Consider the following 24,409-nt stretch of genomic DNA (forward strand, 5'->3'; position numbering starts at 1 on the left):
TGAAGCGCACCTTCTGCTCGCTGCTCAGCGTGGCATAGAACTCGTCCAGGGCGGGTTCGACCAGCTTGGCGGCCTGACGAATGACCCATTTCAGACCTCCCTTGCGTGATGATGTTTAAGTCCATCAGGAACGTCTGATATCGAGAATGTCCAAGACCGGGCAATCTGGCACCCTGTTTCCGGAACATTGTGCGATCGTCGTTGCGAGCAGTTTTTCGAGCTTCCTCAGATCGGCGATCTTGGTGCGGATGTCATCAAGATGGTGTGCCGCGATCTTGCGCACATCTGCGCATGACGCCTTGCCCGGTCCCCCCAAGGCGAGCAGCGCGCGGATTTCTTCGAGACCGAAACCAAGTTCCCGACCGCGTCGGATGAAGGCGAGAACACGAGCATCGGTTAGACCATAGATGCGGCGGCCGCCTTCAGTACGAGGGGGCGGTTGCAGCATCTTTATCTTCTCGTAATAGCGGATGGTCTCGATATTGACGCCGGTCAATCGCGACAATTCGCCGATAGGTACTCCGTCACGTCGGCCCGCTCGCGAAGCTGTGATTTGAGGCATGATCGAAGTTCCTTGCTCCTGTAGTCGCTACAGGATGCATCGTCAGTACATGACGATCAAGGAACAAAATGATGCTCTTGAAGCTCGCCTGTGGCGCGGCCAGGAGCTTATGGCCGCCGGCGGTATCCTTGGCGCGCTGGCTGCCTCGTCATGCTGCATCCTGCCACTGCTGTTCTTCTCGCTTGGTGTCAGTGGAGCATGGATCGGCAACTTCACTCAGCTTGCGCCGTATCAGCCCTATTTCGTCGCGGTGACACTGCTGTGCTTGGGGTGCGGCTATTTGTCGGTTTATCGATCCGGAACGCGCGCATGTGCAGACGGTGGGGTCTGCACGCGGCCTGTGCCAAATCGCATCGTCAGGGCAAGCCTCATCCTTTCAACGATCCTCGTCGCCGCCGCGCTTGGCCTCGATTCCATCGCTCCCCTTTTTCTCAACTCGTGATCGGAAAATGCCCGTGAACAAGGTTCTCGCCTATGTCGCCTTCGTCGTCACCATTGTCGCTGCGCCAACAGCGATGGCCGCAGAGAGAACGATAACGTTGTCGGTGAAGAATATGTATTGCGCGGCATGCCCGTCCATCGTCAAAGGAAGCCTGGAAGCGGTTCCTGGTGTGGACAAGGTTGCAGTATCCTACAAGGACAAGACGGCAACGGTCGTCTATGACGATGCCAAGGCCGATGTAAACCAACTGACCTCGGCCACCACTAAGGCCGGGTATCCGTCCGCGCCCAAGAGCTGATCTGATGCTTCTGCAATCGACCATCACCTGTCCGCACTGCGGCGCTGCCAAGACGGAGACCATGCCGACCGATGCCTGTCAGTTCTTTTATCAATGCGGCGGTTGCGGCACTAGGTTGAAGCCCAAAGCCGGCGACTGTTGCGTGTTTTGCTCCTACGGCAGCGTGCCGTGTCCGCCCATTCAAGAAAATGGCAAGAGCGCGTGCTGCGGCTAGGACCATCTCCATAAAGCTGGGAGAGCGTCGCCTTTTGGCCCATCGCGTCGATTCGACGCGGTGCGGTATCTCATCGCCACCAGGGCAAAACGGACATTGGCAAGCCTGCACCAATCAAGCTCGATTCGTGAGTATGCGCCCTATAGATCGCCAACAACTTTCAGCGCACAGGTGGCGGACCGGTTCGTTGTTGGGCGCGGCCGGCGATCTTCCGACGCAGGCAGCCTCAAGAGAAATCCGGCTATTCCGGGGTCGAGATCTTCTCCAACGACTGGAGGCGCAGATCGATGAACGACGTGCTGCGCTCCTGCATCGCGCGGCACAGGACGGTGGTGTAGGTCCCACGAGCGCTGCCGCTCATGGGCCTGCGACCTGTTGCAGCGTGTTGAAGCGCGCCTTCTGCTCGCTGCTCAGCGTGGCATAGAACTCGTCCAGAGCAGGTTCGACCAGCTTGGCTGCCGTCAGCATGGCCTCGAGCCGGTGCTGCATCGCCTCCAGCCGTCCGACCGGCGTCAGCGGCACATCGTTCGGACAAGCCTTTTGTAGGTCCTCAACGCCCTTCGCCGTCGCTTCGCTGAGGCGGTCGAGTGCCTCCTTCTGCTTGCCTGCGGGGTGGAGCACAGCCTCGATCCGTTGGATCGGGAACTGGGTGAGACCGGACTTCGGCTCGCCGCAACCGTCGGCACTGGCTTCCTGCTGCTGAGGCGAACGCTCGCCGACATTGGGCCCGAGCGCGTTGAAGCGGGCCTGCTGCTCGTCATTGAGCGAATTGTAGAAGTTCTCCAGTGCCGGTCGCACGATCTTGACGGCTTCCAGCGTTGCGCTGATGCGGTTCATCATCGTCCGCAAGCGGCCAGGCGGAGTCATTGCATAAGTCTCCGCGCAGGAATCCTTGAACACCGCGGCAGCGTTGGCCGCCGCGGTCTTCAACTCGTCGAGCAGCGCGCGTTGCTCCGGCGTCGGTCGCACCGCCTGCGCGATATCGGCAAGCGGCCAGGCGGTGACGCCCTTGTCCGGCGTGCCGCACAATTGCTGTAGCGTTTGCGGGCTCACGCTGGCGCGCTGGCGCGCGCGGGAGCCGCGGCCGGCTTGCGGATAGTCATATGGATTGGTGCTGGCATAAGCGGAATACGGGCTGTCACCGCCCCAGAACACGGTGTCGACGAAATCGTCATACGCGTACGCCCAATAGCCGGGTTCGTAAGCATAGGACCAGAACGTGTAGTCAAAAATGTCGGAATAGGCGTAGGGCCAGAACACCGGCCCGAGCCACGCCACGAACACCGCGGGATGGCGGTGTCGCCAGGCTTGCCGGGGAGTCCAGCCGCTTTGGCGGGCGACGAGGGCGGCTTGGGTTTGTGCAGTGGCTGCAGTGGCCTGCTCGCGGAAGCGCGCGGCAAACCGCCCGCGCTCGGCGGCCTGCACGGCGGCCGCCGCTGCAGCCGTTGCAGCGGGAGCCTGTCCCAGCCTTTGCTGGCGCGCCAGGTCGCCTTGCTGCACGCGTTGCTCGCGCTGTAGCAGGCGATTCTGCGATTGCAGCATGCGTTCCTGCGCACGTTGCGCCCGCGCGCCTTCCGGCTTTTGCGACTGCAATTGCTGCACGCGCTGCTGCAGCCGATCGATGCGGGTCTGACGCTCGGCGGTCTGGCGCGACAGCATCTCGCGCTGCCGCTGCTGCACCATCTGCTGGCGCTCGTCGACGTGCTGCTCGCGCTGTTGGACACGTTGCTCGCGCTCAAGCAGGCGGCTCTGCGACTGCAGCAATCGCTGCTGCTGGTGTTGCGCCCTTGCGCCTTCTGGCTTTTGCGACTGCAATTGCTGCACGCGCTGCTGCAAGCGGTCGATGCGGCCTTGGCGTTCCGCGGATTGGCGCGAAAGCATCTCGCGCGGCCGTTCCGGCCGCGCGCTCGCGGCCGACGGTGCGCTTGGGCGCGAGGGGGCGGCGATATGCGGCGTCGGCCGCGGTGCCATGGCCGGTCGTTGCGGCGCTGCCGGCGCCCGGTGGAATTCAGGCCGCGGCGATGCCACGTGCGGGGCAGCCCGCGGCGGCGCAGCGAAATGTGGGCTCGGACGCGGCGGCGGTGAGGCGATGTGCGGTGCCGGATGCGGCGCCATGGCCGGGCGCTGCGGCATGGCCGGGGGATGGAATGCGGGGGCGGCGGGACGCGCCATGGCCGGTGGCGCCGCCGGACGAGCCATGGCAGGTGGTGCGGCTGGCCGAGCGGCCCGCGCTGCGGCCGGCCCCGGTGGTCCACCCCTTCCGTGTCCTTGGGCGGACGCGCTGACGCTCGCCGCCAGCATCGAGACACCTACCAAAAAACCCGTCAGGCAAACGCCACGCGGCAGCATGATCGCCGCTCCCAGCTCGAAATCGCCCACAATATTCAACGCACAGGTGGCGGAATCGTTCGTTAATGGCCGCGACCGGCATTGCGATCTTCCGACGCAGGCAGCCTCAAGAGAAATCCTGCGTCAGGGTCGTGGCGAATTGCTCCAGCGCCCAGTCGACCTGATCGCTGGTGATCACCAGCGGCGGGGCGATGCGGATCGTGTGCTCATGGGTATCCTTGGCGAGGATGCCCTTGCCCTGGAGCGCCTCGCAGTAGCGGCGCGCGCGGCCGGCCTCCGGATGCAGCTCGACCGCGAGCATCAAGCCGCGCCCGCGCACCTCGCGGATCGTGTTGGCTCGGATGTCTTTCAAGCCTTCGAGAAAGCGCGCGCCCTGCCTGGCCGCGTTCTCGATCATGCCTTCCTCGACAAGTACCCGCATCGCCGCGCGCGCCACCGCGCAGGCAAGCGGGTTGCCGCCGAAGGTCGAACCGTGCTGCCCGGGTCTCAAGGTCCCGAGCACGTCGTTGTTCGAGAGCACGGCTGAGACCGGATAGAAGCCGCCGGACAAGGCCTTGCCGAGCAACGTCACGTCCGCCTCGATTGCCTCGTGCTGTTCGGCGAGCAGCTTGCCGGTGCGGCCGAGCCCGGTCTGGATCTCATCGAGCACCAGCATGACGTTGTTGGCCGTGCAGAGCTCCCGCACCTTGGTGAAATAGCCGGCCGGAGGAATGATGACGCCGGCTTCGCCCTGGATCGGCTCGACCAGAAAAGCGACGGTGTTTTGCGTGATCGCCTCTTCCAGCGCCGCCGTGTCCCCGAACCGGATGATCTTGAAGCCAGGCGCGAACGGCCCGAAGTGGGTGCGTGTCTCAGGGTCGGTTGAAAAGCCGACGATGCCCAGCGTGCGTCCATGGAAATTGTTGGCGCAGGCGATGATCTCGGCCTGGCCGTCCGGCACGCCTTTCACCTCATAGCCCCATTTGCGCACCGACTTGATCGCGCTTTCGACCGCCTCGGCGCCGCTGTTCATCGGCAGCACCTTGTGGGAGCCTGTCAGCGCCGCGATCTCTTGGTAGAACGGGGCGAGCTGGTCGTTGTGAAAGGCGCGCGAGGTGAGCGTCAGCCTGTGGGCCTGTTCCACCATCGCCGCCAGGATCTTGGGGTGGCAGTGGCCCTGGTTGACCGCCGAATAGGCCGAGAGGCAATCGAGGTAACGGTTGCCTTCGGTGTCCCACACCCAGACACCTTCGCCGCGCGACAGGACGACCCCGATCGGCTCGTAATTGCGGGCGCCAAAGCGTGCTTCGGTTGCGAGGAAATCAATGACCGACGAGTTCATCTTCGTCACTCCATTGCTGCTCCGGCACTGGCCATTGGCGAGGCGTGCGATCCCGCCGATTTGCCTCCCCTTGTCAAATGGTTATGGGAATCCACAAGGCAATCTTCCGCCGGCCACCCGCTACTGTGCATGGGGTTGTTTTCGACTTTTTTGTTTCGAGGCCTCAGCCGGTTGAGCAGGGCACGCTCAAAAAGCCACGGAACCGCACCCGTCCGCCGCGCACCGGCCGGCCGCTGACGGTATAGTTCGGGAAGCGCGCCAGGAAACGCGAGATCGCGATGGCGCCTTCGAGTCGCGCCAGCGCCATGCCGGCGCATTGATGCGCACCGGTGGCGAAGGCGAGATGCCGGTTCGGCGTGCGCGCGACGTCGAAGCGTTCGGGGTCTGGAAACTGCGCGGGATCGCGGTTGGCCGCGCCAATGCACAGCGTGATCGAAGTGCCGGCATCGAGCATGACGCCGCCGAGCTCGACCCGTTCGGTGGTCATGCGGTTGCCAAGCTGGTTCGAGCTCTCGTACCGCAGCATCTCTTCCACGGCGGTCTTGATCAGCTCGGGGTTGTCGATCAGCCGCTGCTTCTGGTCCGGATTTCGGTCGAGCGTCACGAGGCCGTTGCCGATCAGGTTGGTGGTGGTCTCGTGTCCGGCATTGAGCAGGAAGATGCAGTTGTGCAGCAGCTCCTTCTCAGTCAGCCGCTCGCCGTTGTCCTCTCCGTTGTCCTCTCCTTGGATCAGGCGCGTCAGCACGTCGCGCTCGGGGTTGCCGGGCTTTTGGCGCCGGCGCGCGACCAGCGTCGAGAGATAGGCGAGGAAGTCTTCCACCGCCTTGTTGCCGCGCGTGGCCGCTTCGCTCGACACCACCGGCTCGAGTGCCCCCAGGATCGCCAGCGACCAGTCCCGCAGCGGCTCGCGCTCGTCATGGGGTACGTCGAGAAGGTTGCCGATCACCTCGATGGGAATCGAAGCGGCGAAGTCCTCGATCAGCTCGCAGCTGCCCTTGGCGGCGATGGCATCGAGCAGACCATCGATCAGCTTGATCAGGTCGCCCTCCATGCCGGCGATCGCACGCGGCGACAGCGCGCCCATGATCAGGCGCCGCACCCTTGTATGTGCCGGCGGATCGTTGAAGACGAGGCTCGTCGTGTGGTGCTCGTAGAGCGGGGTGTCGCCGTATTTCGGCGCAAACTCGCGCTTCTTGTCCGAGCTGAACGACTTCGTGTTCTTGTAGGTGGTGACGAGGTCGTCGTAGCGGGTCAGGAACACGGTGCCGTTCGGCAGGCGCTTGACCGGCTCATTCTCCCGCAGTGCACGATAAGTCGGGTAGGGGTTGTCGTAGAATTGCGGCGTCAGCTTCTCAAGGTCGAAGCTTGCCGCCAACGCCTTCGCATCTGCGTTCATCCCGTTATACTCGCCGGTTAATCCCGATATGCCGCTTTTGTTGTTCGATCGAGGCGTGCGTCCGTCTACAGTCATGCCGTGATTTGTAGCCGACGGACAGGAAAATGCACGCCCGCGCTGACGCAGCCGACACGGCCCCGAACTGGCCCGACGACATTTTCGCGACCTTGCAACGCTACGACGTCCGGCAGGTGCCTTACGTGCCCGATGCCGGCCATTCGACGCTGATCCAGCGCGTGCTGGCATCGTCAACGATGCGCGGCATTCCGCTGACGACGGAGGAGGAGGGCGTGGCGCTCCTGGCCGGCGCCTGGACCGGCGGGCAACGCGGCGTGCTGCTGATGCAGTCGAGCGGGGTCGGCAATTGCATCAACATGCTATCGCTGATCCCGATCCTGCGCTTTCCGTTCCTCACCCTCGTGACCATGCGAGGCGAGTGGGGCGAGTTCAATCCGTGGCAGGTGCCAATGGGATCGACCACGCAGGGCGTGTTCGAGCTCTCCGGCATCAAGGTGCTGCGCGCCTCCAATGCGGCCGAGGTGCCGGCGGTGTTAGAGGCGGCCGCAGCGCAGGCCTATAACGCGCTGACGCCAACCGCCGTCCTGTTGTCGCAGCGCCTGATCGGCGCCAAGGTTTTCACCAAATGAGCAAGGCCAATCTCCTCGACCGCCGTCAGGTGGTGTCAACGCTGCTCGCGGGCCGCAAGGACGTAGTTGCGATCGGTGGCCTCGGTGCCTCCACCAACGACATCACCGCCGTCGGCGACCATCCGCGCAACTTCTATCTCTGGGGCGGCATGGGCGGCGCCGCAATGATCGGGCTGGGGCTTGCGCTGGCGCAGCCAAGACTGCCGGTGCTGGTCATCACCGGCGACGGCGAGATGCTGATGGGCATGGGCAGCCTCGCCACTATTGGCCTGCAAAAGCCGCCCAACCTCTCGATCGTCGTGCTCGACAACGAGTGCTACGGCGAGACCGGCGGCCAGATCAGCCACACCTCGGCCACCGCCGACCTCGTCGGTGTCGCCAAGGCCTGCGGCATCGCGAACGCCTGCGCAATCTCGACCATGGCCGAGGTCGAGACCTTCGCCAAAGCCGTCCACGAGGTCTCGGTGGGGCCGAGATTTGCCAATGTGAAGATCGCCAACGCCAATTTGGACCGGATTTTGCCAAGCCGGGACGGGACTTACATCGTCAACCGGATCCGCGGCGACCTCGGCTTCCAGCCGATTTAGAACCAATAGATACCTTTTGGAGATTTCCTCGTAGGTTGCATCGCACCATTTAGCTTGACTTTTGCGTGGGTGAGTGCTTACTCACTCGCATGAGCTCACTGCGAATGACGAGCGACCTGAGGCGTCAATTGATCCTCGGCGCCGCAAAGCGCTGCTTTGCCCGACACGGTTATACCGGCACCACGACCAAGAGCGTGGCGGCCGCCGCTGCTATTTCCGAGGCATTGCTGTTCAAGCACTTCCCGTCCAAGGCGGCGCTCTACGCTGAAATTCTCAGCGATGAGTGCGAGGCCGATCCGGCGCTGATGGAGCTGCTGGAACGGGAGCCCTCGACTGCCACCCTGGTCGAACTGATCCGCGGCATGGTCCAGCATTTCCTTCATATCGCCGACGGCCCCGATCAGGAAGAGGCCCAGCGCCTGCGATTGATGGCTACGAGCCATTTGGATGATGGCGAGTTCGCGCGTTTGCTATATGCGAAGATCGAAATGCTGATCGGCGCGGTCTTCGTCGCTTCGCTCGAGCGCGCGGTCGCCGCCGGCGACGCACGGCCGTGCATCGGCGAGCCGCTCAATCTGTTCTGGTTTGCGCATCATTCGGTGATGACGGCTGCGCTGACCAGGCTGCCGGCCACGCCCTGCCTCGACTACGGTAAGGCGAACGATCTGGAGCGCCAGCTCTGTGAGTTTCTCCTGAGGGGTATCGGACTTAACGACGCCGCAATTGCTTCGCATCTGGACCGCGCTTTGGCGCCGGGTGTGGGCAAGAAGGCGATTGCAGAAAGCGCATGACATGAACATCGTAACCGAACACAAGATTTCGGGCGAACCGATCGACAAGGCTCCCAAGCGTCCGGTTCGGCCGGTGCTGTGGTTCATCATCGTGGGCACGCTGCTGAGCGTGCTCGTCGGTGGTCTCGTCTGGTTCAATTATTTCCGCGGCCAGATGATCAAGCAGTTCTTCGCCAACAACAAGCCGCCGCCGGTTGCCGTCAGCGCCGCCGAGGCGAAGTCCGAGGTCATACCGAACCTGCTGACCGCGGTCGGCGGTCTCGCCGCCGTGCACCAGGTCGACGTCAGCGCCGACGTCAACGGCCGCGTCACCGAGATCAAGTTCGAGCCGGGCACGCATGTCGAGGCCGGCACGCCGCTGGTGCAGTTGTTCGACACGCCGGAGCAGGGCGATCTCGCCAATTATAAGGCGCAGGCGACCGTCGCGCAGCTGTCGCTGGATCGCGCCAAGCAGCTGGCGTCGCGCCAGTTTGGTCCACAGGCGACCGTGGACCAGGCACAGGCCGCCCATGACCAGGCGCAGGCCGGCATCGCCAAGACCGAGGCGCTGATCTCGCAGAAGCTGGTCCGCGCGCCGTTCTCCGGCGATCTCGGCATGCGCAAGGTCGAGGTCGGGCAGTATCTGACGGCCGGCACGGCCATCGTATCGCTGACCGACCTGTCGGAGCTGTGGGCCAACTTCACGGTGACGGAAAAGGACTCGGGCAGCCTCAAGGTCGGCCAATCGGTTCGGCTGAAGGTCGACGCCTATCCGGGCCGCACCTTCGACGCCAAGATCACCACGATCGAGCCGCAGATTTCGGCCGACACCCGCAACATCCGCGTGCAGGCCACCGTCGCCAATCCGGAGAAGATCCTGAAGCCGGGCATGTTCGTGACCACCACTGTGGTGCTGCCGGATAAGCCGGCCGTGATCACCGTGCCGGAGACGGCGGTCGACTACACGCTGTACGGCGACTCCGTGTTCGTGATCACCGAGAAGAAGGAAGAAGACGGCAAGACCAGCCTGAGCGCGGTGCGCACTTTCGTGCAGACCGGCAGCCGGGTCGAGGGTCGCGTTGAAATCCTCAAAGGTGTGAAGCCGGGCGACAAGGTCGTCGCCGTCGGCCAGCTCAAGCTGCAGTCGGGCGCGCCGGTGTCGATTTCCACCGACCCGGCCCCGCAGATCCCGGCGCAACCGCCGCGCTATTAACCAGACAATTGCGTGATCCGGCCCGGCCGGATCACGCTTCTTGAGACATAGAAATCGAGATCGCCGCGATGGCCCTTACCGATATTTTCATCAAGCGTCCGGTCCTGTCGGTCGTCGTCAGCCTGCTGATCCTGCTGATCGGCCTGCGCGCTGCGATGGTGCTGCCGATCCGGCAATATCCGAAGCTTTCGAACACGGTCATCAACATCACGACCGTCTATCCCGGCGCGTCGGCCGACCTGATCCAGGGCTTCATCACCACGCCGATCGAGCAGGCGGTCGCTTCCGCCGAGGGTGTCGACTACATCACCTCGTCCTCCGTGCTCGGCACCTCGACGATCCAGGTCTACATCAAGCTGAACTTCGATCCGAACCAGGCGCTCACCGAGGTGCTGGCCAAGACGAACTCGGTCAAATATCTGATCCCGAAGGAATCCAACGACCCGATCGTCACCAAGACCACGGGTCAAACCACGGCCGTGATGTATCTCGGCTTCTCCTCGGAGGAGCTGTCGGGCTCGGCGATCTCCGACTATCTGACGCGCGTGGTGCAGCCGGTGCTGTCGACCGTCGACGGCGTCGCCTCGGCCGACATCCTCGGCGGCCAGACCTTTGCGATGCGGCTGTGGCTCGACCCGACGAAGATGGCCGGTCGCAACGTATCGCCGGCCGACGTCTCGGCCGCGATCGCCGCCAACAACTTCCAGTCCGCCGCGGGGCAGACCAAGGGCTACCTCATCGTCTCGAACATCTCGACGAACACTGGTCTTACCGACGTCAACCAGTTCAAGAAGTTGATCGTCAAAGCCAAGGACGGCGGCTTCGTGCGGATGGAGGACATCGCCACCGTCGAGCTTGCCGCCCAAAGCACGGATGCGAGCGTTGCCTTCAACGGCGAGCACGCGATCTTCATCGGCGTGCAGGCGACACCGCAGGGCAACCCGCTGACGCTGGTCAAGGGCGTGCGCGCGCTATTCCCCGAACTCGAGCGCAATTTGCCGCCGTCGATGAAGATGAAGGTCGCTTACGATTCCACCAAGTTCATCCAATCGTCGATCGACGAGGTGGAGAAGACGCTGGGCGAGGCCGTGATCATCGTGATCGTGGTGATCTTCCTGTTCCTGGCGTCGTTCCGTTCGGTCATCATTCCCGTCGTCACCATCCCGTTGTCGATGATCGGCGTCTGCACGCTGATGCTGGCGCTGGGCTTCAGTTTCAACCTGCTGACCCTGCTCGCCATGGTGCTCGCGATCGGTCTCGTCGTCGACGACGCCATCGTCGTGGTGGAGAACATCCATCGGCATCTGGAAGAGGGCAAGACGCCGGTCCAGGCATCGCTGCAGGGCGCGCGCGAAATCGTCGGTCCCGTCATTTCGATGACGATTACGCTGGCCGCCGTGTATGCCCCGATCGGCTTCCTCGGCGGCCTCACCGGCTCGCTGTTCCGCGAATTCGCGTTCACGCTCGCGGGTTCGGTGATCGTGTCCGGCGTGATCGCGCTGACGCTGTCCCCGATGATGTGCTCGGTGCTGCTGAAGAACACCGAGGAGGGCCGGTTCGCCAAGCTCGTCAATAAAGTGTTCGGCGCGCTGACGCGCTGGTACGGCCGCAGGCTCGACCGCTCGCTCGACTACAAGGCCATCACCGGTTTGTTCGCGGTGACGATCCTCGGGCTGGTTGGATTCCTCTACATGCACACCTCGAAGGAGCTGGCGCCGGAGGAAGACCAGGGCATCGTGTTCGCGGTGACCAAGGCGCCGAAATACGCCAACATCGACTATGTCGATTTCTACGGCGAGAAGCTCGACGAGAAATTCCAGAAGTTTCCCGAGACCGATCTGCGCTTCGTGCTGAACGGCATCAACGGCCCCCAGGGCGGCATCGCCGGCATGCTGCTGAAGCCGTGGGAGGAGCGCAAGCGTTCGTCGATCCAGTTGAAGCCGCTGGTGCAGGCCGAGCTCTCCAAGATCGAGGGCGTGCAGGCCTTCGCGTTCAACCTGCCGCCGCTGCCGGGCGGACCGGGCGGCCTGCCGGTGCAGATGGTGATCAATTCCACCGCGGGATTCCAGACGGTCTATGAGCAGATGGAGAAGCTGAAGGACGCGGCGCGCAAGAGCGGCATGTTCATCGTCTCCGACAGCGATCTTGCCTACAATCAGCCGACGGTGACGGTGAAGATCGACCGCACCAAGGCCCAGGACCTCGGTATCAACATGCAGAACGTCGGCAGTGCGCTTGCGGTGCTGCTCGGCGGAAACTACGTCAACCGCTTCAACCTCGAGGGGCGTTCCTACCAGGTCATCCCGCAGGTGCCGCGCGGCAAGCGGCTCTCGCCGGACTCGCTCGGCGGCTACTACGTGACGACCAACACCGGTCAGCAGCTTCCGCTCTCGACGGTGGTGTCGATCGATACCAGGACCGACCCGAACTCGCTGACGCACTACAATCAGCTCAATTCGGCGACCTTCTCGGCGGTGCCGATGCCCGGGGTGACCGTCGGTGCGGCGGTCGACTTCCTCGAAGGCGAGGCCAAGAAGCTGCCGCAAGGCTTCAGCCACGCCTATCTCGCCGACAGCAGGCAGTATGTTCAGGAAGGCAATCAGCTCGCGGTCACCTTCGGCTTTGCGCTGGTTATCATCTTCCTGGTGCTGGCGGCGCAGTTCGAGAGCTTGCGCGACCCGCTCGTGATCATGATCTCGGTGCCGATGGCGATCGTGGGTGCACTGATCCCGCTGTTCTTCGGCATGGCGACGATGAACATCTATACCCAGGTCGGTCTGCTGACCCTGGTGGGCCTGATTACCAAGCACGGCATCCTGATGGTGGAGTTCGCCAACGAGCTCCAGGTCAACGAACGGCTCGACCGCCGCTCGGCCATCGAGATGTCCGCACGCATCCGCCTGCGGCCGATCCTGATGACCACGGCGGCGATGGTGACGGGCCTGATCCCGCTCCTGACCGCGACCGGTGCGGGCGCGGCCAGCCGCTTCTCGATCGGCCTCGTGGTCGTCGCCGGCATGTCGATCGGCACGCTGTTCACGCTGTTCGTGCTGCCCGCGGTCTACGTGGTGCTGGCGACCGACCATCGCGCGGTAGCCGATTCCGAGCGGAACAAGCAGGTCGCCGATCTCGACCTCGGCTCCAAGGCCCTGCGGCCGACCTGAAGCCTTAGGGCACCTGAATAAGAGGGCGGCAGCGGCCAATCCGTTGCCGCCCTCTTTGTCTTGTTGGCCCCGGCTACCGGTCATGCTCCCGCGCTCTTCGCCTTGCTTGCGAGAGACAAGGTCCGGCCTTCTTGCTAGGCTTGGCGGGATGAGCCTTTCCCTCCATCCCGACACCCCGCAAGCCAGGACGCTGCCGAGCGCCGCGGCGGAGGGCGTCGTGTCCGGTGTGGCGGGCCCAGGGATCAGGACCCGGCTGTTCACCAAATATGTCGCCCTGTTCGTGGCGGTGGTCGCGGTCGCGCTGCTGGCCAATGGCCTGTTCGAGGTGCTTTTTTACTATCGCGAGCACAAGGCGTCGCTGATCAGGGTCCAGCACGAGCAGGCCGAGGCGGCCGCGGCCAAGATCGGCCAGTTCGTCAAGGAGATCGAGAGCCAGCTCGGCTGGACCACACAGCTACCCTGGTCAGCGGGCTCGATCGAGCAGCGCCGGTTCGACGCGCTGCGGCTGCTGCGCCAGGTGCCTGCCATCACGGAGCTCGCCGAGGTGGACGCGACCGGCAAGGAGCGCCTGCGCGTCTCGCGCCTGGCCATGGATGCGATCGAGAGCGGCATCGACCTGTCGGGTGATCCGAAGTTCACCGAAACCGTCGCGCACAAGGTCTATTACGGGCCGGTCTATTTCCGCCGGGAGTCCGAGCCCTACATGACGCTGGCGCTGGCCGGCACGCGCAAGGATGCCGGCGTCAGCATTGCGGAGGTGAACCTCAAGCTGATCTGGGACGTGGTCTCCCAGATCAAGGTCGGCGAGCACGGCCACGCCTATGTGGTGGGATCGCAGGGCCGCCTGATCGCGCACCCCGACATCAGTCTCGTGCTGCGCAACACTGACATGTCCGGACTCGAGCAGGTGCGAGGGGCTCGGGCCGGTGGCGGCACGATGCCGGACGCATTGCAGGAGGCGACCAATATCCAGGGCCGGAAGGTTCTGACGGCCTCCGCGCCGATCGCGCCGCTTGGCTGGACCATGTTCGTGGAATTGCCGGTCGAGGAGGCCTACGCCTCGCTCTATGCTTCGTTGCAGCGGCTCGCGATCGTGCTGCTCGCAGCGTCGATCTTCGCGGTGCTCGCGGGGATCTTCCTGGCGCGCCGCATGGTCGGTCCGATCCAGGCGCTGCGCACGGGCGCCGAGCGGATCGGCGGCGGCGATTTCTCGCAGCGCATCTCGATTCATACCGGCGACGAGCTCGAAGGGCTCGCCAATCAGTTCAACGACATGGGCGCGCGGCTGCAGGAATCCTACGCAGACCTGGAAAACAAGGTCGAGCGACGTACCGCGGAACTGAGTGAATCCCTTCAACAGCAGACCGCAACGGCAGAGGTGCTGAAAGTCATCAGTCGCTCGGCCTTCGACCTACAGACCGTCCTGGACACTCTCGTCGAATCAGCGGCCCGATTGTGTGACGCGGACGAAGGGACGATCTTCCGTCCGATGGATGACGGCTATCGCCTGGCTGCAAGCCATGGACTCGGAGACGTGCAGAAAACCCACCTCGCGACATTCACGAGTGTGCCTGAGAGAGGAAGCGTGGTCGGACGTACCCTGCTGGAGGCCAGGACGATCCACGTCCCCGACGTGCAGGCGGATCCCGACTATGCCCCCTCCGCGGCCCGAAGAACTTCCAACGTGCGGACCATGCTCGGCGTGCCGCTGTTGCGCGATGGTGTACCGATAGGTGTATTCGTATTGACACGCCACATGGTGCGCCCGTTCAGTACCAAGCAGATCGAACTTGCGACGACATTCGCCGACCAGGCTCTGATCGCGATCGAGAACGTGCGGCTATTTGACGAAGTCCAGGAGCGCACCAAGGAATTGTCGCAATCTCTCGACGAATTGCGCACCGCGCAGGATCGCCTGGTCCAGACCGAGAAGCTCGCCTCGCTCGGCCAACTCACGGCCGGCGTCGCCCACGAGATCAAGAACCCGCTCAACTTCATCAACAATTTCTCATCAGTCTCGACAGAGTTGATCGACGAGCTCAATGAGGTCCTGGGATCGGCGAACCTCGACGACAAGACGAAGGAAGAGGTCGGCGAGCTCACCCACATGCTCAAGGGCAACCTCGAAAAGGTGGTGCAGCACGGCAAACGCGCCGACTCCATCGTCAAGAACATGCTGTTGCATTCGCGCGAAGGCTCCGGCGAGCATCGGCCTGCGGACATCAATGCCATCGTTGAGGAAAGCCTCAACCTGGCCTATCACGGCGCGCGCGCCGAAAGGCCCGGCTTCAACGTCACGCTGAAGCGCGATTTCGATCCGACCGCCGGCATGCTCGACATCTATCTGCAGGAGATCACGCGGGTGTTGCTCAACCTGATCTCGAACGGCTTCTACGCCACGTCCAAGCGCAAGGAGGCCGAGAGTGACGGCTTCGAGCCGGCGCTGAGCGCGTCGACGAAGAATCTCGGCAATAGGGTCGAGATCAGAATACGCGACAACGGCACCGGAATCCCGCCGGAGGTGAAGGAGAAGATGTTCAATCCCTTCTTCACCACCAAGCCGGCGGGCGAGGGAACGGGGCTCGGTCTTTCCATGAGCCACGACATCGTCGTGAAACAGCATGGCGGAACGATCGACGTGAAAACCGAGCCGGGTGTATTCACCGAATTCATCATCACGCTGCCACGCACGCTGGCGGCGCGAGGCACTACTGGAGGCAGGACTTGAACGTTTACATTCTTGTCGTCGACGACGAGCCCGACGTTGAGGCGCTATTTCGCCAGCAGTTCCGGCGCGATCTGCGATCGGGACGCTTCCAGATGGAGTTTGCGCTTTCGGCGCCCGTCGCGCTCGAGCGCGCCGCCAATGTTCGCGACCCATCGTTGATTCTGATCCTGTCGGACGTCAACATGCCCGGCATGAGCGGGCTCGACATGCTGCCGAAGGTGCGCGCCGAGCGGCCGGACGTTCCCGTCATCATGATCACGGCCTACGGCGACGCCGAAACGCGCCGGAAGGCGATCGAGCGCGGCGCCGTCGGGCTCCTGACCAAACCGATCGACTTTGCGCAATTGCGCCAGGAGATCGATACGAGGCTCGAGCAGGCGGCATGACCCCGACCATCCTCTTCGTCGATGACGAGCCGGACCTCGAGGCGCTGATCCTGCAAAAATTCCGCCGGCAGCTTCGCGAAGGGTTGGTCAACTTCATGTTCGCGCGCGACGGCCTCGAGGCACTGGAGTCGATCGAGCGTCATCCGCATGTCGACATGGTGGTCGCCGACATCAATATGCCGCGGATGGATGGGCTGTCGCTGTTGCAGAAGCTCCAGGAGGCCGAGGAAAAGAAGTCGACCATCATCGTCTCGGCCTACGGCGACATGAGCAACATCCGCACCGCCATGAACCGCGGCGCGTTCGATTTTCTGACCAAGCCGATCGACTTCGCCGATCTGGAGACCACGATCCAGAAGACCATCCGCCATGTCGAGGTGCTGCGCGAAGCGCGGCGCCGCCAGATGGAGGCCGAACGCGCGCACGCTTCGCTGTCGCGCTACTTCTCGCCGGAGATTGCGAGGCGGCTGGCGGCGGATGTCGATGGCGACGGCATGGAGGTGCAGTGGCGCGACGTTGCCACCATCTTCACCGACATCACCGGATTCACGTCGCTGGTGGAGAGCGTGGCGCCCGAGACGCTCGGCGAGCTCCTCAATGAATATGTCGGCGGCATGACCGAGATCGTCTTCGCGCATGAGGGAACGGTTGCAAAGATCATCGGCGATGCGATCCAGGTGCTCTTCAATGCGCCCGGCGACCAGCCGGACTATGCGACGCGTGCCGTGGCCTGTGCCCACGATCTCGACGCCTGGGCGGAGGAGTTTTGCGCGCGCTGGAAGGCCAGGGGCGTGAATTTCGGGATCACCCGCATCGGCGTCCATGCCGGACCGGCGCTGGTCGGGAATTTCGGCGGCAACCGCTTCTTCGACTACACCGCCTATGGCGATACCATCAACATCGCTGCGCGGCTGGAGGCCGCTAACAAGCATCTGGGCACCCGCATCTGCGTCAGTGCGAGCGTCGCTGAGGGAGCCGCGAATTTCCAGGGCCGCCCCGTGGGCGAGCTGATGTTGCGCGGGCGCAGCGAACCTTTGCGCGCGTTCGAGCCGCTGCCGCCGGCGAAATTCGAAGCGCCGGCCACAGCGCGGTACTCCGAAGCCTTCGCCAAGATGGCGGCCGGCGACGCGGCCGCCATGCCCGCTTTTGCGGCCCTGATCGGGATGCACGCCGACGATGCGCTGGCCGGCTTTCACCTCAAGCGCCTGCTCAACGGCGCCAAGGGCATTCGCATGCAACTGGACTAGGAGTTCGTCATGATCCGTGAATTCTCTCTCGGCAATTATCGCTTCATTCCGTCCGTGTTCCAGTATTCGGCCGGCGCGGCTGCGGATCATGGCTACGAGATCGAGCGCGTCCGATTCGACCGTCTCGTGCCGCTCGCCGAGGGTTTTGCGCTCGCGGCGAAGTTCATCCAGGACGCGGGGAGGCCTTTGACTGCCTTCTGTGCCTGTGAGCTGCGCTCGCCAGCGGCCTTCAGCGAGGAAGGTTTTCGCGCGTTCAACCTGCATTATGTGAAGACGCTGTCTGAATGGGACATCTTCGACGGCGTAACGAATCCGGTGGCTCGCAGCAATGTCTGTCCCGAGATCGATCCGCCGTCCGAACCGTCGTTCTATGCGTTCTCCTTCACCCGCCCGACGGGGTCGAAGGCGCCAAGCTTCGTGATCTCTGGCGGTGCGGAGGCGCGCGAAGGCAGCGGTACCTATGTCGAGCGTACGGTGCGTTACCGCGATCTCAGCCCGGAGGGTTTGCGCGAGAAGGTGCGGTTCACAACGACCTCGCAGATGGAAAACCGGATGAGGGCGTTCGGCTTCGGTTGGAAGGACACGACCGGTGTGCAGGCCTATTCCGTGCACGACTTCCACCACGCGCTTGCCGACGAGTTGGTCCGCCGCGGCGCGCTGCGCTCCGGCCTCACCTGGCATTTCGCGCGGCCGCCGGTGGTCGATCTCGAATACGAGATGGACTGCCGGCGCGTCATGCGCGAAGTGATCATTTGAGCTCCTCATCCTGAGAAGCGGCCATCAGGCCGCGTCTCGAAGGATGGCCACGGGCTCTCATGGTTCTCCCGGCGATGCGAAGCGTCGTCCGGAGACGCGCGCAAGAGCGCGCTCCTCACCATGAGGGACGCCTAGCGCTGCCGCGGGTCTAGCGCGTCGCGCAGGCCGTCGCCGAGCAGGTTCAGGGACAGCACGACCAGGAAGATCGCGAGCCCCGGCCAGACCGCCATCCAGGGCGCCTGGGTCAGGAAGCGTTGCGCTGCGTTGAGCATGCTGCCCCACGAGGGCGCGGGCGGCTGCTGGCCGAGGCCGAGGAAGGACAGCGCCGCTTCGGCGATGATCGCAGCGGCGATCGACAGCGTAGCCTGCACCAGCAGCGCGGGCAGGATGTTCGGCAGGATATGCGAGAACGCGATCCGCCACGGCGGATTGCCGAGCGCCCGCGCCGCCTCGACATAGTCCTCAGCCTTGACGCTCAGCACCTGCCCGCGGGTCAGGCGAATGAAGATCGGGGTTGCCGAGATGCCGATCGCGATCATGGCATTGGTCAGGCTCGGACCGAGGAATGCCGCCAGCGCGATCGCCAGGATCAGGAACGGGCAGGCCAGCATCGCATCCGTGATCCGGCTGATCAGCGCATCGACAAAGCCGCCGCGATAGCCTGCGAGCAGGCCGAGCGGCACGCCGATGCCGAGCGCGATCGCGACCGAGATGAAGCCTGCGAGCAGAGACGCCCGCGCGCCGTAAACCACGCGGCTCAGGATGTCGCGGCCGAGCTCGTCGGTGCCGAGCCAGTGCGCTGCGGTGGGCGGCTTGCGCACCAGGCTCCAACTCGTCGCAATGGGATCGTAGGGCACGATCAGCGGGGCGAGCAGCGCCAGGCCGATGAACATCGTGATCACGACGAGGCCGAATACCGCCGCCTTGCGTTTGAACAGCCGTCGTCGGGCGCGGCGCGCCGGGCTGTCCAGCTCGTAAGCTTGCGCGACGGGAACGGCGGGCAGGGCGGCGTCGGTCATGAATCTAACCCCGCAGCCGCGGATTGACGAGAATGTAGGCGACATCGGCAATCAGGTTGAGCGTGATATAGACCGTCGCCGTCACCAGCACGACGCCCTGCACGACCGCATAGTCGCGGTTGAAGACGGCGTCCACGATCAGCTTGCCGAAACCGGGAATGGAGAAGATCTGTTCGGTCAGCACGGCGCCCGACAGCAGCGTGCCGAGCTCGAGCGCGCCGAGCGTGATCACCGGCGTCAGCGCGTTGCGCAGGGCATGCTTGAGGATCACCGAGCGCTCCGACAAGCCCTTGGCGCGCGCGGTGCGGACATAGTCGCTTTCCAGCACCTGAAGCATGGCGCTGCGCGTATGCCGCATCAGGACCGCGGAAATCGCATTGCCGAGCACGAAGGCCGGCATGATGGTGGCAGCTAAGCTCGCGCGCCAGTTCTCGGTGAGGGGTACATAGCCCGAGGCGGGCAGCCAGCCGAGCTCGATCGAGAACAGGAAGATCATGAGAATCCCGAGCCAGAAATTCGGTGTCGAGATGCCCCACAACGCGAACAAATTGGCGCCGTAGTCCCAGGCGGTCCCCTTCTTCACGGCTGAGACGATGCCGGCGGGAATGCCAATGAGGAACGCGATCAACATTGCCATCGAGCCGAGCTGGAGCGTCACCGGCAGCTTCTGTGCGATCAGCTCGCGCACAGGCATCTTGTTGCGCAGCGATTCGCCGAAATTGCCGGTGAGGACACCCTTGAGCCAATAGGCGTACTGAACGGGGATCGGCTGATCGAGCTGGTATTGCTGGCGGATCTGCTCGATCACGGCCGGATCGCGTTCCTCGCCGGCCATCACCAGTGCCGGATCGCCCGGCAGCAATTGCTGGAGCGAGAAGATCAGCACCGACACGAAGAACAGCGTCGGCACGATGTGCACGATGCGGCGGGCGAGGAAGTTCAGCATGGTTCGGCTCGCGTCAGAGGCGTAGCCCCGATCACTTGAACTTCAGCCCGACCACGCGCACCAGCCCGTCAGGCATCTGCCGGTAGCCCTCGAGCTTGGTCGTGTGTGCGATCAGGAGCTTGCGGTGATAGATATAGATGATCGGCAAATCATTGAGCACGATCTTGGCCAGCTTTTCGTAGATCGCCTTGCGCTCATTGGCGTCTGAGGTCAGCCTGCCATCTTCCATCAGCTTGTCGGCTTCCGGGTTCGAATACCCGCCGTCGTTCTGCGGAGCCTTGCTGCGCATGAAGATATAAGAGTTGCCGTCCGGATCGATGCGGCCGCTCCAGTTGATCTGGAAGACCTGGAATTCGCCGGCCTGGGCCTGCTTGAAGGTCGTCGCGAATTCGACAGCGCGGATCTTGATGTCGAAGCCGGCTTCCGCGGCCATGGACTGGATGACCTGGGCCACGGCTTCGTTCTCCGCGCCCTTGGGAATCATGTAGTCGACGGTCACCGGCGAGGTGATGCCCGCTTCCTTCAGAAGCGCCTTCGCCTTCGCAATGTCGCGGCCACGGACCGGAAACGCCCTCTGGTAATAGGGGTGCGCGGGGCTGACCCATTGATTGCCGGGGGTGAACTCGCCGTTGAAGACGACCTGGTTGATGGCCTCGCGATCGATCGACAGATCGAGCGCCTGACGTACTTTCGCCGACTGGCTCAGCGGCCCCTTCGCCTTGTCGTTGCCGATATTGACGGTCAGGCCGTAATAGCCGAGCTCGGGCGCCGTCGACAGCACGAGCTTGGGATCGGCGCGGACGTCCTTGATGTCGGTGGCCAGCACGCGCTCGATCAAATCGAGCCCGCCGGACTTCAGATTGGCGAGCCGCACCGTTGCATCGACGATCGGCAGGAATACGACGCGATCGATATGGATGTTGTCCTTGTTCCAGTAGTTGGCGAATTTCTCGAAGACCATGCGGTCCTGCTGGATGCGCTCGACGAATTTGTACGGACCCGCGCAGACCGGATGCAGGCCGAACTTGTCGCCGGCCTCCTTCGCCGCCTTCGGCGAGACCATCATACCGGAGCGGTCGGTGAGCTGGGCGATCAGGGGCGAGTAGGGGGTTTTGAGCACCAGCTTGATGGTGAGGGGGTCAACCACCTCGACGTGATCGACGCTGCCGAGCTCGGACTTCCGGAACGAAGTCGGCAGTGTCATGTGCCGCTCGATCGAGAATTTTGCGGCTTCAGCATCCAGCGGTTCGCCGTCGTGGAATTTGACGTTGGGCCGGAGCTTGATCGTCATCTCCTTGCCGTCAGGCGACGTCTCATGCGACAGCGCGAGCTGCGGCACGATGTTGAGCTTCTCGTCGATGTCGAACAGCTTGTCGCAGAACGCGGAGAACACGATGCGCCCGACATAGGTGCGGCCGATGCTGGGGTCGAGGATATCAGGATCTTCGGCGATGCCGATGCGAAGCGTGGTCTGGGCATGGGCTGCGCCTACCAGCGATGTCAGCAGTGCCGACGCCAGGATTGCCAAACGCATAGGACTCATCGCTCTCAACCTCTGTTTTACGGTTATGCCGGGTCCGTTCCCAATGAACTAACCCCGCCGCCGCGGACTGCTTCCGTACCGCCGCTGAAGGCAGCGACCAATTTTTCAAGAACCGGCGAGAAGCCGCCATCCGCTGGGACGATTGCCTCGGACGACGGTAGTTCCGACATTCGGTGGCAGGCCGTTGCATGTCCGATGCCATCCGGCACAAGTTTCGGCATGTCGCTGCGGCAGCGTTCGACCACGTAGGGGCAGCGGGTGTGAAAGCGGCATCCGGGTGGCGGGTCGAGCGCGCTGGGGATCTCCCCCTGGAGCACAATCCGGCTGCTTTTTGCCCGCGGTTTGGGCACGGGGATCGCGGACAGCAGCGCCCGGCTATAGGGATGGCGAGGCGCAGCGAACAGCGCATCCGCCTCCGCCGTCTCGACGATCTGGCCGAGATTCATCACCGCGACGTGGTCGGCGATGTGCTTGACCACGGCCAGATCATGCGAGACGAAAATGTAGGCAAGGCCGAGCCGGTCCTGCAGTTCGCGCAGGAGATTGAGGATCTGCGAACGGATCGAGACGTCCAGCGCCGAGACCGGCTCGTCGCAGATGATCAGCTTCGGCTCGACCGCGAGCGCGCGGGCGATGGCGATGCGCTGGCGCTGGCCACCGGAGAACTCGTGCGGATAACGCCGCGCGAGCCGTGGCTCGAGCCCCACCAGCCGCAGCAGCTCCTCGACGCGTTCGCGCCGCTGCGCCGGCGGCATCAGATTATGCAGTGCCAGCGGCTCGGTCAGGATCTGACCGACAGTCATGCGCGGGTTGAGCGAGGCGTAGGGATCCTGGAAGATGATCTGCGCCTCGCGGCGGAAGGCGCGTAGCGCGCCCGCGTCGAGCGAGAGTAGATCGCGGCCGTCGAAGCGAACGCTGCCCGCATCCGGTTCGATCAGACGCAGCACCAGGCGGCTGACGGTGGACTTGCCGCAACCGGATTCGCCGACCAGTGCCAGCGTCTTGCCGGCGTCGAGCGCGAAGGAAACGCCATCGACCGCTTTGACATGCGCCAATGCACGGCCGAACAGCGAGCGCTCGGCGACGAAATGCTTGACCAGTCCTTTGACCTCGAGCAGCGCCATCACGACACCAAAAGTTCGAGCGGCGCGCGAATGCAGCGCGAGAGGTGGCCGGGGCTGATTTCCATCAGTGGAGGCGGCGCCCTGGTGCAGGCGTCCAGTACGAACGGGCAGCGTGCGGCGAAGCGGCAACCGGCAGGCGGCTGCGCCATGTTCGGAACCATGCCTTCGATGGTCGCCAGCTGATCGGCGCGGTGATCGAGCCGCGGAATCGAGCCGAGCAGGCCGACCGTATACGGGTGTTGCGGCGTGGAGAACAGCTCGTCGACCGGTGCACGCTCGACGATCTCGCCGGCATACATCACCGCGACCTCGTCGCAGACTTCGGCGACCACGCCGAGATCGTGGGTGATCAGGATGATGGCGGCGCCGCTCGCCGCCTTCAACTCGCGCATCAGCTCCAGGATCTGCGCCTGCAGGGTGACGTCGAGCGCGGTGGTCGGCTCGTCCGCGACCAGGAGCCGCGGATCGCAGGCGAGCGCCATCGCGATCATCACGCGCTGGCGCATGCCGCCGGACAGCTTGTGCGGATATTCGTCGATCCGCCGCTCGGGCGAAGGAATGTGGACGCGGCGCAGCAGCTCGATTGCCCGCTCGCGCGCGCTGCGGCGCGCACCGCCGCGATGGCGCAGGATCGTCTCGATGATCTGCTCGCCGATGGTCAGGCTCGGATTGAGCGAGGTCATCGGCTCCTGAAAGATCATCGCAAGCCGGTTGCCGCGCAGATCGCGCAGAGTCTGGTCCGAAGTCTTCAGCAGGTCAAACCCGTCGAAGCGGATCGCGCCTGATATCTCCGCGCTTTGCTTCGGCAGCAGGCCCATGATCGCGAGCGACGTCACGCTCTTGCCGCAGCCGGATTCTCCAACGAGGCCGAGCGTGGCGCCATGGGCGACACTCAGATCAACGCTGTCGACCGCATGGGTCACGCGGCCGTCGTCGCCGTGGAAACGGATGCGGAGATCCTTGATGTCGATGAGAGGGGCCGCGCTCATGATCGCCTTGCATGCGCTGCGGCGATACTGGCATCGATGACGCTGCGATCGGTGTTGCCGGCCGGGTTCCGCCGCGTTGGCAGCGAGTCGCGAAAGTGCACCCAAAGCTCGTGGCTGACTTGTTCGAGCCGCTCGAGTTCGCCGAGCGGATCTGGATGATCGTCGGCGCGCAGATCGAGCGCCGGCCATTCCTCCTCGCCGTGGATCAGGAGCGCGGCCGATTGCTTGCCGCGCTTGTCGCCGCCGGCGGCCTCGCCCGCCCGCATGGCCGCGAGCAGGCGGCGTGGAAAGGGCAGGCTGTCATTGGCGATATAGGTCCTTGCCGTCTCGTCGAGCACGTCGCCGCCCGCGAGCATATTGCCGGCAATGGAAAAGCCGCTGCCGGCGATATGGCCGCACCAGTCGACGCAGTCGCGGCCCGTGTGAGCTGCGATCTCGCCGCTGGCGTCCATGATGTGGATCTGGCGGCTCTCGCGGCCGTCATCGGTCGCGAGCAGGGTGGCCAGCACATCATGCGCGTTGAGGCCCTCGCGCAACAGCTTGACGCCGTCGATGCCGTAATAGGGATTGACGAAGGCCTGCGTCGCGATGGCGCCGAGGCCGGCGGCGATGAAGGGAACACGCGCGCCGACCGCAAAGAAGCGTGTCGCGACGGCAATGCCGAACTGGCCGGTGGCAGGATCGCGCGCGATGATCGACCAGGTCATA

23 protein-coding genes and 1 pseudogene are annotated in these 24,409 nt (G+C 64.0%); 14 read left to right on the top strand and 10 right to left on the bottom strand.

The features are described 5' to 3' along the window. Window positions 1-124: 124 nt before the first annotated feature. Entirely contained in the window at window positions 125-562 is a 438-nt protein-coding gene (locus tag GWG65_RS00700; protein WP_275193364.1) for a helix-turn-helix domain-containing protein, read from the bottom strand. A gap of 49 nt (window positions 563-611) precedes the next feature. Between GWG65_RS00700 and GWG65_RS00705 the strand changes: the two genes are divergently transcribed. From GWG65_RS00705 to GWG65_RS00720, 4 genes and pseudogenes are all read left to right on the top strand, one after another. Beyond that, window positions 612-1,004 carry a mercuric transporter MerT family protein gene (locus tag GWG65_RS00705; RefSeq protein WP_275193365.1) on the top strand — a complete coding sequence of 131 codons (393 nt, stop codon included), beginning with the start codon at window positions 612-614 and terminating at the stop codon, window positions 1,002-1,004. A 13-nt stretch (window positions 1,005-1,017) separates the two neighbouring features. Then, window positions 1,018-1,302, top strand: a complete 285-nt coding sequence (locus GWG65_RS00710; protein ID WP_275193366.1) for a cation transporter — start codon at window positions 1,018-1,020, stop codon at window positions 1,300-1,302. Between the two features lie 4 nt (window positions 1,303-1,306). Next, window positions 1,307-1,516 (top strand): GDCCVxC domain-containing (seleno)protein, encoded by a 210-nt coding sequence (locus GWG65_RS00715; RefSeq protein ID WP_275193367.1) that lies wholly within the window; start codon window positions 1,307-1,309, stop codon window positions 1,514-1,516. Window positions 1,517-1,752: 236 nt separating this feature from the next. Continuing rightward, window positions 1,753-1,854, top strand: a pseudogene (locus GWG65_RS00720) (sugar phosphate isomerase/epimerase); the annotation flags it as partial. Window positions 1,855-1,873: 19 nt separating this feature from the next. Here the strand turns inward: GWG65_RS00720 and GWG65_RS00725 are convergent. Beyond that, window positions 1,874-3,487, bottom strand: coding sequence for a Spy/CpxP family protein refolding chaperone (locus GWG65_RS00725; protein ID WP_275193368.1), 1,614 nt, complete (start codon window positions 3,485-3,487; stop codon window positions 1,874-1,876). On the opposite strand from GWG65_RS00725, the gene GWG65_RS00730 reads away from it, so the two are divergent. Then, window positions 3,481-3,801, top strand: a complete 321-nt coding sequence (locus GWG65_RS00730; protein WP_275193369.1) for a hypothetical protein — start codon at window positions 3,481-3,483, stop codon at window positions 3,799-3,801. The genes GWG65_RS00725 and GWG65_RS00730 overlap by 7 nt on opposite strands. A 170-nt stretch (window positions 3,802-3,971) precedes the next feature. Here GWG65_RS00730 and rocD read toward each other — a convergent pair whose 3' ends face one another. Together rocD and GWG65_RS00740 are read right to left on the bottom strand one after the other, a co-directional pair. Next, complete coding sequence (gene rocD, locus GWG65_RS00735; protein ID WP_275193370.1) at window positions 3,972-5,186, bottom strand: ornithine--oxo-acid transaminase; 1,215 nt, start codon at window positions 5,184-5,186, stop codon at window positions 3,972-3,974. 163 nt (window positions 5,187-5,349) lie between these two features. After that, complete coding sequence (locus GWG65_RS00740; protein WP_275193371.1) at window positions 5,350-6,582, bottom strand: cytochrome P450; 1,233 nt, start codon at window positions 6,580-6,582, stop codon at window positions 5,350-5,352. Between the two features lie 104 nt (window positions 6,583-6,686). Here GWG65_RS00740 and GWG65_RS00745 point away from each other — a divergent pair, with 104 nt between their 5' ends. The 9 genes from GWG65_RS00745 (at window position 6,687) to GWG65_RS00785 (ending at window position 18,080) form a co-directional block, all read left to right on the top strand. Continuing rightward, window positions 6,687-7,229, top strand: coding sequence for a phosphonopyruvate decarboxylase (locus tag GWG65_RS00745; protein ID WP_148737380.1), 543 nt, complete (start codon window positions 6,687-6,689; stop codon window positions 7,227-7,229). Continuing rightward, entirely contained in the window at window positions 7,226-7,816 is a 591-nt protein-coding gene (locus GWG65_RS00750) for a thiamine pyrophosphate-dependent enzyme (RefSeq protein WP_275193372.1), read from the top strand. Before GWG65_RS00745 ends, GWG65_RS00750 begins: the two co-directional genes overlap by 4 nt. Window positions 7,817-7,905: 89 nt before the next feature. Further along, window positions 7,906-8,607: a TetR/AcrR family transcriptional regulator gene (locus tag GWG65_RS00755; RefSeq protein ID WP_275193373.1), complete on the top strand. Its 702-nt coding sequence runs from the start codon at window positions 7,906-7,908 to the stop codon at window positions 8,605-8,607. 1 nt (window position 8,608) lies between these two features. Beyond that, on the top strand, window positions 8,609-9,799 hold the full coding sequence (locus GWG65_RS00760; RefSeq protein ID WP_275193374.1) for an efflux RND transporter periplasmic adaptor subunit: 1,191 nt from the start codon (window positions 8,609-8,611) through the stop codon (window positions 9,797-9,799). Between the two features lie 68 nt (window positions 9,800-9,867). After that, on the top strand, window positions 9,868-12,963 hold the full coding sequence (locus GWG65_RS00765; RefSeq protein WP_275193375.1) for a multidrug efflux RND transporter permease subunit: 3,096 nt from the start codon (window positions 9,868-9,870) through the stop codon (window positions 12,961-12,963). Window positions 12,964-13,111: 148 nt separating this feature from the next. Further along, window positions 13,112-15,691, top strand: coding sequence for an ATP-binding protein (locus GWG65_RS00770; RefSeq protein ID WP_275193376.1), 2,580 nt, complete (start codon window positions 13,112-13,114; stop codon window positions 15,689-15,691). After that, complete coding sequence (locus GWG65_RS00775) at window positions 15,688-16,077, top strand: response regulator (protein ID WP_247984945.1); 390 nt, start codon at window positions 15,688-15,690, stop codon at window positions 16,075-16,077. The genes GWG65_RS00770 and GWG65_RS00775 overlap by 4 nt, the downstream gene beginning before the upstream one ends. Next, a complete protein-coding gene (locus GWG65_RS00780) occupies window positions 16,074-17,324 on the top strand; it encodes an adenylate/guanylate cyclase domain-containing protein (protein WP_275193377.1) in 1,251 nt (416 codons plus the stop codon). Before GWG65_RS00775 ends, GWG65_RS00780 begins: the two co-directional genes overlap by 4 nt. A 9-nt stretch (window positions 17,325-17,333) precedes the next feature. Further along, window positions 17,334-18,080, top strand: a complete 747-nt coding sequence (locus GWG65_RS00785; RefSeq protein ID WP_275193378.1) for a hypothetical protein — start codon at window positions 17,334-17,336, stop codon at window positions 18,078-18,080. Between the two features lie 131 nt (window positions 18,081-18,211). Here GWG65_RS00785 and GWG65_RS00790 read toward each other — a convergent pair whose 3' ends face one another. The 6 genes from GWG65_RS00790 to GWG65_RS00815 are packed head-to-tail and all read right to left on the bottom strand — an operon-like array spanning window position 18,212 to window position 24,408. After that, the gene (locus tag GWG65_RS00790) at window positions 18,212-19,099 is read right to left on the bottom strand and encodes an ABC transporter permease (RefSeq protein WP_275193379.1); all 888 of its coding nucleotides are present in this window, start codon (window positions 19,097-19,099) and stop codon (window positions 18,212-18,214) included. Between the two features lie 4 nt (window positions 19,100-19,103). Beyond that, window positions 19,104-20,045, bottom strand: a complete 942-nt coding sequence (locus tag GWG65_RS00795; protein WP_275193380.1) for an ABC transporter permease — start codon at window positions 20,043-20,045, stop codon at window positions 19,104-19,106. 31 nt (window positions 20,046-20,076) lie between these two features. Continuing rightward, entirely contained in the window at window positions 20,077-21,588 is a 1,512-nt protein-coding gene (locus GWG65_RS00800) for an ABC transporter substrate-binding protein (RefSeq protein WP_275193381.1), read from the bottom strand. A 23-nt stretch (window positions 21,589-21,611) separates the two neighbouring features. Continuing rightward, window positions 21,612-22,712: a dipeptide ABC transporter ATP-binding protein gene (locus GWG65_RS00805; RefSeq protein WP_275193382.1), complete on the bottom strand. Its 1,101-nt coding sequence runs from the start codon at window positions 22,710-22,712 to the stop codon at window positions 21,612-21,614. Further along, window positions 22,712-23,701, bottom strand: coding sequence for an ABC transporter ATP-binding protein (locus GWG65_RS00810; RefSeq protein WP_275193383.1), 990 nt, complete (start codon window positions 23,699-23,701; stop codon window positions 22,712-22,714). Before GWG65_RS00810 ends, GWG65_RS00805 begins: the two co-directional genes overlap by 1 nt. Beyond that, window positions 23,698-24,408: a DUF1028 domain-containing protein gene (locus tag GWG65_RS00815; protein WP_275193384.1), complete on the bottom strand. Its 711-nt coding sequence runs from the start codon at window positions 24,406-24,408 to the stop codon at window positions 23,698-23,700. The genes GWG65_RS00810 and GWG65_RS00815 overlap by 4 nt, the downstream gene beginning before the upstream one ends. Window position 24,409 lies beyond the last annotated feature (1 nt).

Origin of the sequence: Bradyrhizobium sp. CSA207 (genome assembly GCF_029051685.1) — a bacterium.
Lineage (GTDB): Bacteria > Pseudomonadota > Alphaproteobacteria > Rhizobiales > Xanthobacteraceae > Bradyrhizobium.